Source organism: Candidatus Clostridium eludens, assembly GCF_045310515.1.
Classification (GTDB): domain Bacteria; phylum Bacillota; class Clostridia; order Clostridiales; family Clostridiaceae; genus Clostridium_B; species Clostridium_B eludens.
On record NZ_JBJHZX010000075.1, the window covers coordinates 1 to 9,754 of the forward strand.

At 31.7% G+C, this 9,754-nt stretch carries 11 protein-coding genes; all 11 read right to left on the reverse strand.

All coding sequences use genetic code 11. The features are described from left to right. Positions 1–340 precede the first annotated feature (340 nt). The 11 genes from ACJDU8_RS24220 to ACJDU8_RS24270 all read right to left on the reverse strand — a co-directional run bounded on the left by ACJDU8_RS24220 (position 341) and on the right by ACJDU8_RS24270 (position 9,492). Positions 341–547, reverse strand: coding sequence for a hypothetical protein (locus ACJDU8_RS24220; protein WP_406794749.1), 207 nt, complete (start codon positions 545–547; stop codon positions 341–343). 51 nt (positions 548–598) lie between these two features. After that, positions 599–1,153 (reverse strand): winged helix-turn-helix domain-containing protein, encoded by a 555-nt coding sequence (locus ACJDU8_RS24225; protein WP_406794750.1) that lies wholly within the window; start codon positions 1,151–1,153, stop codon positions 599–601. A 391-nt stretch (positions 1,154–1,544) separates the two neighbouring features. Further along, positions 1,545–3,236 (reverse strand): ABC transporter ATP-binding protein, encoded by a 1,692-nt coding sequence (locus ACJDU8_RS24230; protein WP_406794751.1) that lies wholly within the window; start codon positions 3,234–3,236, stop codon positions 1,545–1,547. A 146-nt stretch (positions 3,237–3,382) separates the two neighbouring features. Beyond that, on the reverse strand, positions 3,383–3,529 hold the full coding sequence (locus ACJDU8_RS24235; protein ID WP_406794752.1) for a hypothetical protein: 147 nt from the start codon (positions 3,527–3,529) through the stop codon (positions 3,383–3,385). A 54-nt stretch (positions 3,530–3,583) separates the two neighbouring features. After that, positions 3,584–5,539 (reverse strand): asparagine synthase-related protein, encoded by a 1,956-nt coding sequence (locus ACJDU8_RS24240; protein WP_406794753.1) that lies wholly within the window; start codon positions 5,537–5,539, stop codon positions 3,584–3,586. Continuing rightward, positions 5,539–6,015, reverse strand: coding sequence for a lasso peptide biosynthesis B2 protein (locus tag ACJDU8_RS24245; protein WP_406794754.1), 477 nt, complete (start codon positions 6,013–6,015; stop codon positions 5,539–5,541). The genes ACJDU8_RS24240 and ACJDU8_RS24245 overlap by 1 nt, the downstream gene beginning before the upstream one ends. Then, on the reverse strand, positions 5,990–6,277 hold the full coding sequence (locus ACJDU8_RS24250) for a lasso peptide biosynthesis PqqD family chaperone (RefSeq protein WP_406794755.1): 288 nt from the start codon (positions 6,275–6,277) through the stop codon (positions 5,990–5,992). Before ACJDU8_RS24250 ends, ACJDU8_RS24245 begins: the two co-directional genes overlap by 26 nt. A gap of 19 nt (positions 6,278–6,296) precedes the next feature. Continuing rightward, complete coding sequence (locus ACJDU8_RS24255) at positions 6,297–7,220, reverse strand: hypothetical protein (protein ID WP_406794756.1); 924 nt, start codon at positions 7,218–7,220, stop codon at positions 6,297–6,299. Positions 7,221–7,295: 75 nt separating this feature from the next. After that, a complete protein-coding gene (locus ACJDU8_RS24260) occupies positions 7,296–7,886 on the reverse strand; it encodes a GGDEF domain-containing protein (RefSeq protein ID WP_406794759.1) in 591 nt (196 codons plus the stop codon). A 152-nt stretch (positions 7,887–8,038) separates the two neighbouring features. After that, complete coding sequence (locus tag ACJDU8_RS24265) at positions 8,039–8,296, reverse strand: response regulator (protein ID WP_406794757.1); 258 nt, start codon at positions 8,294–8,296, stop codon at positions 8,039–8,041. 836 nt (positions 8,297–9,132) lie between these two features. Beyond that, positions 9,133–9,492, reverse strand: coding sequence for a transposase (locus tag ACJDU8_RS24270; RefSeq protein ID WP_406794758.1), 360 nt, complete (start codon positions 9,490–9,492; stop codon positions 9,133–9,135). Between the last annotated feature and the right edge of the window lie 262 nt (positions 9,493–9,754).

Below are 9,754 nucleotides of genomic sequence, written 5' to 3' on the forward strand. Positions count from 1 at the left end.
CTTGTTAAAGTTACCCTTTTTGCTTAAAATAATTTCATTTTCTTTTCATCTTCTTCTTGACATATTACCAAATTGCTTTCTTATAATCTATTAATATTAATAAAATAATTTCTTTCAATACCATTTCCATATTTTTTATAAAATCGAGTGGAATTGGCGAACTACTTTTCCTAAGCCCTTAAATAACCCTATCCTCCGACATCAGGACATGTTAGTAATTGTAGCTAATCAATTATTTATATTTTACTTACTTTTCTATTTTTTCACATCATGCCGTAGTTTAATATTTTTTTCCAGTATAATCTCCTGTATAATTTATCTACTATACTTAAGTGTTATACTAATTAGGTTTTGAAGGTGCTGATATTATCCAATGCCAATCTGTAATAGATTTAACAATAGCTTTATTATTTATGAGATGAACAATAGCTTTACATAATTTATTAGAAACTGCATTTAGTGTTTTAAATAATTTATTTCCAAAGAATTTTTCATAAATTTCACCCCAAATCATTTCAATAGGATTAAGCTCAGGAGTATATGACAATAATGAAAAAATCTCTATGTTTTGTGGAACAACAAAACCCTTTGATCTATGCTAGCCTGCATTATCAGTAACCATTAAAATATAGTCATCGGGATATTGATTTGATACTTCAGCAAGAAATATATTCATACATTCTGTATTACATCTTGGAAGGACAAGAGAAACCATATCTCCATCAAGTGGTGAAACAGCTCCATAAGCATATGTATATTCTCTAATTCTATGACATGGGACAGTAGGTCTTATATTACCTTTACACCAGCACCTTTTGGGCTTGTTTATACGTCCAAAGCTTACTTCATCTTGAAACATCAAACGAAAACTTTTATTTACTCGTGTACGATATTTTTCCAACTCATCTGCTTTTCCAAGCATTTTTTTATAAGCCTCTATAGCTTCATCGTCTGCTTTGTTAGGATGTTTACTCCTCGGCATTACTTTTCTCCAACCATTACGGTGCGATAAATCATAAACAATTGATTTTGATACTTTCTTATTAAGTTTATTGGAATATGCAGTTATAATTTCACTTACTTCTAAAATTTCTCCTGCTAGTGCTTGTTCTCTAAAGTGTTCTAAGAACTCTTTATCTTCTTCGGGTGTCATATTTCTATGATTACCTCCATATTTTTTTTACCAGTACTTCTTTTATTCCATATCTATTATATAAACTTATCACATGACTTACTGTTGATAAAAAATACTCTGTTATATTTGAGATTTGTTCTAAGGATAATCCATTCACTACTCTTAATTTTATACACAATAGTCTACCTCTATCTTTGGGATTATGGGTTTTTTATATACTTTTTTATCTCTAATTCTTCACCTTCCGTATATTCTTTTTGAGGTCTTCCTTTTGTTTTCATAAGAGATATAAGAAACTCAATAACGTAGTTTGATAAGATATACTCAGATGTTAAGCAGCAGAAAATAATTTTTGTTTAAAGAATATTAGAAACACTTAGAAGTGGCATACCTTTTTCTTACACCACTTCTAAACTACATCAGCTGCAATATCTTTATGAATTAAACTATTTTGCTCTACAATATGCCTATCTTCTATTCTAAATACCCTATCACATATTCTTAATGCTGTATTTCTATGAGTAATAATTATACAGGTTGGTGTAGGGTCTAAATTTTGAATGCTCTTAAGAACTCTTATTTCTGTTTCTGAATCAAGGGCAGAAGTAGCCTCATCTAATATTAATATTGGAGCTTTATGTAACAATGCGCGAGCAATAGCAATTCTCTGCGCTTGTCCTTCTGATAAACCTACCCCTCTCTCACCCAACTTGGTATCAAGACCCTCCGGCAAGTTTTTAATAAAATCCCAAGCACAGGCTCCCTTTGCAGCAGCCTCAAGTTCTTCATCTGTGGCATTTGGCCTGCCTAAACGAAGATTTTCTGCTATGGTACCTGAAAAAAGAGTATTTCCCTGTGGAACATAGGACATGAACTTTCGAGTACCAGCACTTACTTCAATATTCTCTAAATTGTTTGTTATGTATAGATGGCCCTTTTTAGGGGTTATTAATGAAAGTAACAAATGTATAAAAGTCGTTTTCCCCTCACCAGATGGCCCTACAAGCGCAACAGTCTCACCAGAATTAATATTTACAGATACATTATTTAATACCATTTTGTCTTCTTTATAACTAAAATCAACATTTTGGAATAAAGCACCAGATGATTTCATATTTTCTATTATTAAATCATTAGATTCAAAGTCTAAATTTTCAAGTTCCATAATCCTTTCAGTAGAAGCTATCGCAGCAACCACTTGTGGAAGGGAAGAAGCAAGTCCATAAAATGGACCTTGTATATTCCCTACAAGCTGTATTAAAGCTGTAAGTGTACCAAATGTGGTAGTACCTTTCGACAGTTTTGAGGCATTAAAGCAAAAAACTAGAAAATAACTTATCCAATAACCTAAAGACAAAGCAACATTAGTTACTGCTGACATCTTTGTACGAGTTACTGTTAATTGAACTCTATCCTCTTGAATATCCTCAACTATATTAATATTTCTATCCCCAAGACAAAAAGCTTTAACTATTAACATGTTTTGAAAAGATTCATTTAAGAATGAACGGTATTTCGATTCCAGTGCTTGATACTTCAAATAAATTTTTTTCAATTTTGATGAATAAAAACGACTTAACAAAATTGTGCTAGGTGATAGAATTATAAATACTACAGCCAAAAATGGATCCAAAACTAAAAGTGTTATAAACGATCCAATAAGTAAAATGCTTAATGATATTATATTTGGTATTGTAGTTACAAGCATACCTGTTATAGCATCAACATCACTGGTCATTCTAGTTAACACATCTCCACTATGATACTTAGAAAATTCCATCCATTTCGTTTTCATAAGCCCATTATATAACTTTCGTTGAATATTATTAGAAATTTTTATAGAACACTTTGAAGTTATCAATGTAACCGCTACTCTTGAACCTATATCCAAAATTATAGTAACAGCAAGTATTCCTAAAACTCGGAATAAATTACTCAGTTGAGATGAAGTAGCTATATCAATCAATCTTTTTGTTATTAAAGCCCTATATATACCAATCAATGAAGAAATACTGCCAAAGATCACTATGGATAGAAGATAATGAGTAAAGGGCTTAGCTTGTAACGCTAACCATTTTGTTTTTAACCATAAATCCTTCAATCTAATGCTCCTCCTCCATAGAATTATAGTCCAAGTCCACCCAAAACAATGCCGCTAGTATAAGCATTCAAAATATTATCAATTAAACCACTGTTTAAAACAGTGGTTTAATCACTGCAGTTTAATCACTTAAATAAATTTAATTATTAGTTACTAGTAGTTCCGTAAGCAAAATGCCCATTACCTATACTTATCCTAACATTATCTTGTCCATGCCCGTCTAAATCAGCTTGAGTATATTCAGCAGCTAATTCCCATACTTCAGGATTTTTCCATTCTTTCATATCTTTCATATTTATCACCTCCTTTCAAGTACATCTATAATATTTAAAATTAGGAATAAATTCCTAATACATTTCTTCATTAAACCTACTGAGAAAACGTCCAAAAATCAAACTCGTAATTATGATTTCCACTGAAGTTTCTTCAGCCTGTTTTGGTAAATCTCCAATATAATTCAAAGCCTTCTTAATTTTATCCATATCTAAATAAGGCTTTAACCTTTCATCCTTAAGCATTTCTCTTATTTCTTTTTGAATTTGTTGCCACATAGGTAATAATCTCTGTATCCAATCAGCATTTTGCGTTCCCCTGACATCGTAATTTAGCCTTACTTTATCCGGTAAAATCCCGGACATAGATTTACGAATTAAATATCTTTCACGTCCTTTTCTAACATATTGATCCCCGGGAATACTTAAACAAAATTCAATAACTCGTTTATCTCTGGTAGGATCACGGCTAACCACTCCATATTTTAGTGACATCTTAGTATACACCCCACCCATTTGTGAAAATCCAGTCGGATCAACAGTCACCTTACGTGCTTCATCCAAATCGAAACATTTCTTATGATATGGGCCAATGCTCTCCTGCTGAAAAAATTCATCAACCTTCCATTTTAGTGCCAATTCTTGATTTACAGCCGTAGCGTATTCTTTCACTTCACAGCGGCCTCTTATTCTCCTGTAAATACTCCTAATATTGTCAGGCAAAATCATTTTCATAAATACTTTTGCCACATGAAAATACTTTAAATTTCGGAACTTACTGAAGTCCCTAATTTCCCTATGCATTGATAACCATTTTCCTTTTCTAAAGAGCGTAATCAAATGAATAGATATATCTCCAAAAGAAATTGTATAGTTGCCATTTTGTCCATCTAGAAGAATAGTGCACCCACTTTTTGCAGCTTTTAATTCTATATCATTAATCCAGAAACAATTTTTAAAAAATTTATAAGGCTGTTCTAAAAAGTCTATATATTCATCTATATCTGTAACTGAGTTTTTGCCCTCACAATTACAATAAGTTATGTCAATATTTTTATATTTTTCACCGACAGCTTCAATATAATCAGTTTCATTTGCTATAATATTTTTAGGTAAATAGTCCTTGTAATTAGGAAACGGAATAACGCTAAATGCTTGTAATCTTTTCCCATCAGCAGCCAATTTTTGTGCAGCAACACAAGCTACAGAGCCAGAGTCAAGCCCCCCGCTCATCTGCACTCCAACAGCTCCTATGCTGCGAAGGCGACAATGCACTGCTTCAAAAAATACTTTCTTAAAGGCCTCTTCATACTCTTCATCAGATTTAAACCTAATCTTAGGTAAGTTTAACGGGTCCCAATATTGTTTTTTTATCATTTTCTTGTAATTTAACTTTATTGTATAGGCTGGCAGTAATTGTTGAATATTTTTATATACAGTTTCATTGCTATCAACTTCATGCATAGGCCCTCTTAAAGATAAAAAATTTGCAATCCATCTATCATTTAACTTTTTACCTTCCTCAGAAATACAGAGCAAGGGTTTAGCAAGTGTGCAAAATGCGAATATATTTGGAGAAGAATAAAAGTAGAAAGTTCGGTTCCCTGTATGGTCTCTAGCACAAAAAAGTTCTTTTCTGTTTTCATTCCAAATTGCAAAAGCAAAGTCTCCCACCAAATACTTAGGGCATTCCTCTTCCCATTTTTTATATGACATCAGAATAAGCTGACTATCAGTAATACTGGTCCATTCCAATTCTGGCACATTCATCAAAGAAAAAAGTTCCCTTCGATTGTCAATAATTGCGTCTGCGGTTATAACCAAACCTGTATCCTCATCAAAATAAGGTAATCTTTCTAATTTAGATTCAGGTGTAATATATTGAACACCACAGCCTAAAAACAATTCTTCGTTCTTCCAAGTTGCTACATCATCCACACGATAACTACTAAGTTCATCCTTCATTTTTGAACTCATTTCTTCCGAAACTTCGCTGCCATCCATACAGAAAATTCCACATATTGCCCCCATTATTCTCTCCTCTCAACTTTACTTGCAAATTTTGCAACTTGTGTAAAGCTAGTATATCCAGGTCCACCAGTTACAATGATATTTCCACTTCTCAGCCATGCATGAGCTAACAGTTTTTTTTCTTTATCCCTTGCTACTCCTAAATATAAAGTTGAGTCTATTTTCCTTTTTTTTAGCATTATTTGTCCTGCAAGAGCTTGAACAAAACATTTGCTTTCCCAAGGAGTAAACCTGCAGACAACTGATACAGCCCATTTAATTTTACCTATAGTTATTTCATCAATATCACTTACCTGCTCAGAGGACTCTTCCCTATGTTTCCCAACAAAAGCTGCTAATTTATTAAAAGGTAAAGACAAAATTGCAAAACGAGCTATACCTGACAAAAAAAATGCTTCAAATAATAGTCTTTGTTCATCCCACGATAGCTTAAAAAGCTTGGTCATTCTTTTAATTGATTTTAATAAGACTTTCATTATACAATCCATTTAAAAATGTTAATACAGTATCCGTACATATTGAGACGTTCACATTATATTCCTTCAGTAATATTGAAATTACTTCTTTTGCTGATAACGGTTCTTCAATAAGTTCCCATATACGACTACCAACACTATTAAAAGCATAATACTTACCTTTACTAATATCCATCATAACTATTTCATCATCCATAAATGTAGAATCTAACCCTATTCTTTGAACTACAACATCCTCAACAGAAATAATTTTTTTCTCCATACATTCACTACTCCTTAATTTATACTAGACATTCTAATTTTCTTTTTATAAGCCTGATTTGTTCTTCTAAAGAAAATATTTCTTTAGGTCTTACTAATTTAAAAAACTCAATATTCTTAGATATTTTTAAACATTGCATTAAATAGTCTGACTTTACACCAAGAATTCTAAAAAATACTTCACGATATATATTCCTTAAAAGAATATTCAGTTTATCAGTTCCAGAAATCTGCTTAATTTCTACGCTGCTGCATTCTTCTGGATTGATTTCGAATATAGCAGAAAGAGGAACTGGTGAATGTAAAAATCCTTCTTGTACTGGAAGTGCATACTTATCTTCTATAGGAGAAACCTTAGATAGCTGACTTATATCTTCTCGCATTATTTCTAAACTATCACTCCACAGCTTTTGCTGTGGATATCCTGGCTGTACTACTGGAATGCCTTCTTTATTGATTACTACTACTGATATATCATCAGCTAAAAAAAGATGTCCCATTTTACGAAAAGCCGAAGATAAAGTTGACTTACCAGCCCCAGAAACTCCGGTAAATATAACGGCCTTTCCTTGAATAACAACAGCGCTTCCATGTACAGGAATAATACCCCTCTGCAAAAGGATTGTACCTAAAGCCGCTCCCAGCAAATATAATTTCACAGAATTATCATTGGCATTTTCATTAGGTTGTACAATTATCGTATTACCATTTGTCATATAATACTTTGCCACACCTTCTACCTCAAAGATCAATTCATTTTGTGACGCCTTAAAATATTCAATTTCACATATAGCCTTATCAATCTCTATTGGAACTTCACCTTTAACAATATTAATATCGATTTCACCTAAATCTTCACCTTTAATAAGCTCAGGAAGGTAAAAATCCGAAGCAATCTTCAGACCAAATGCACTATAAAAATAACTACCTTTATTGTTATACATAATTTTATCTCCTATAAAATGCCCATTTTCATCCATATTATTATAATTATTGATATACATATTATCATTATAGGTCTATTCATTACAGAAATTCACAGTATTGCGCCCGCTTGATTTAGCTTTATATAGAGCTTTATCTGCATTACTAATAAATTTCTCCATGGAATGAGTTCCATTTGGAACTACTGTTGTCACTCCTAGGCTTATTGTAATATAATTGGTGACTTGTGAAGATTTATGTATAAGTGACAATGCCTGAACAGCTTTTTTTATTTTCTCTGCTACAATTATTGCACCACTACCATCAGTTTCTGGCAATATTACAGCAAATTCTTCTCCACCATATCGTGCCACAAAATCCATTGGTCGTTTTACACTAGAAGCCATGGTTTTTGCAACTTTTATAAGACATTCATCACCTTTAGGATGTCCATAAGTATCATTATATGTTTTAAAATAATCAATATCTGCCATTATTAATGATACATGTTTACCTGAACGTATACAGCTCTTCCAAACCATACTAAGATAGTTATCAAAACCTCTCCTATTCAGAATTCCCGTCAGCCCATCACAAAGTGAAAGACTTTCTAACTTACAATTGATTTCCTTAAGTTCTGATAATTCCTTAGCCTTTATTGCAAGTAATACAGCCTGTTCCTTCATCAATCTCTTTTGTCTGTAAAATTCTATAAAAACTCTAACCTTAGACTGTAATATTATTGGCTCAATGGGTCTAAAAATATAATCAATAATAGCCCCTATGTCATAACCCCTAAATATGCAATTTTTTTCCCCATCTATTGCTGTTACAAATATTATTGGTATCTGTCGGGTTTTGAATTAACTCTCATTAACTCTACTGTTTCAAATCCACTTATGCCAGATACTTGTACATCAAAAAGTATAAGTGCAAAATCATAATCTAACATCAGGCTTAATGCCTCATTCTCTGAAGATGCTTTTATAATATTGCAATTCATACTTTCAAGTAAACTTTCCAAGAAAAGCAAGTCTTTAGGTTTATCATCTACAATTAATATATTAGTATTATCTTTTATCCCTATTTTCCTCACCTTCCAATTCACTTAGTTTTATTCAGCATTATTTATTACAAATAACAATTCTCTTTACCAACCCCAACATATTCTTTATGTAACATCTTTCATAGTCTTTGTTGTTATAATAATAAATAGGTCTCAGGAATTTTATAATTATGGTAGAAGAGTTAATTAATATAATAGTGGATGAGCATTTATTTATGTTTCTATTTTACCCATTTTTCTATATTTCGCCATCATTCCGTGGTTTAGTCTTTTTTGCATCCGTATACTACTCCGTATAACCTACCTAATATACTTAAGTGTTATATAATGTTATTATTTTAGTAGTGTAAAGTAGTTAATACCACCTTCTACACTGTTTTTGTATGGATTTTGCATAAAACTTAGTGTAAATTTATCTGCATTTTTTAATTTATAATATTTTTAGCTTGTTGAATAATTAAGTTGTAAATTTATACTTTAGAATTATGTAATACTATATGTATTGTACTGGCTGCATTAAAAATAGCTGCTTTTACCATATTAAATGGGTTATTATTAGAATCTTTAAATATTTCAATGATATTTTCTTGATGTTATTCCTTGCTCTTTTTTATTGAATCCATGTATTAGGTATGATAGGAGAACCCATTTAATATGACGTTCATAACACTTTTGACCATAGGGCTTTGGGTTTTCCAGTTTATATAAACCCTTAAGTACAAAAAATAGTTGTTCCATTTTTATTCTATGTCTATATAGACTATTACTTATTGGAGATTCACGAAACAAGGCATTCTTATATCTAAGTTCATCAGTAACTGACTCAATGCTTTTGGTCCTACGGATATTTATATCCATCAATAAGTTTAATGATAAACCTCTGCTGTTTCAAACCAGGCAGTATCATCATATGCAGCATCTACAAGTATAGCAAATTGATTATGAGTTTTTACTTCATAGAGCAAAACTTGATTATCATAGACATTTACAGTAGTTAAGCAAAATGACAGTGGTAGTATAGCAGCACAGTGTAATTTATATCCTTTATATTTCCCAAGACGAGTATCTTTACCATATTTAGCTTCGCTGTCATATTTGGAACTCCTTACTCCTGTACTATCTATAGCACAGACCCTTACAGATGGATTTATAAGTTCAATAAGTATGGGATGAATACCATAGTATATACATTTTTCAAGGTCTGCCTTTAGTTTTAGATCTTTCAATTCCGAAAAGTAAAAGTATATGAGATTATTGTCGTGACTTCACTAAGTGATAAGTTTTTACTTCTTAATTATTGAAAAATCACTATGGTCGACTCATTCCCATTTTGACGGACACATAAGCGTGATTGTATAATTCGGATTAACCCCCTGGTTTTGGACAGAATCTAATAAATTCTTCATTTCTTTTAAATTTAGACCCTTATTTGAATATTTGTTAGGTTTTCTCCAAAATAAAGGTTATAAAATTCATGTGGAGCCATAA

Bases quoted from the DNA above. Each gene is read 5' to 3' on its own strand.
- ACJDU8_RS24260 (WP_406794759.1), bottom strand. From the start codon at position 7,886: ATGAAGGAACAGGCTGTATTACTTGCAATAAAGGCTAAGGAATTATCA.
- ACJDU8_RS24250 (WP_406794755.1), bottom strand. From the start codon at position 6,277: ATGGAGAAAAAAATTATTTCTGTTGAGGATGTTGTAGTTCAAAGAATA.
- ACJDU8_RS24245 (WP_406794754.1), bottom strand. From the start codon at position 6,015: ATGAAAGTCTTATTAAAATCAATTAAAAGAATGACCAAGCTTTTTAAG.
- ACJDU8_RS24255 (WP_406794756.1), bottom strand. From the start codon at position 7,220: ATGTATAACAATAAAGGTAGTTATTTTTATAGTGCATTTGGTCTGAAG.
- ACJDU8_RS24235 (WP_406794752.1), bottom strand. From the start codon at position 3,529: ATGAAAGATATGAAAGAATGGAAAAATCCTGAAGTATGGGAATTAGCT.
- ACJDU8_RS24225 (WP_406794750.1), bottom strand. From the start codon at position 1,153: ATGACACCCGAAGAAGATAAAGAGTTCTTAGAACACTTTAGAGAACAA.
- ACJDU8_RS24240 (WP_406794753.1), bottom strand. From the start codon at position 5,539: ATGGGGGCAATATGTGGAATTTTCTGTATGGATGGCAGCGAAGTTTCG.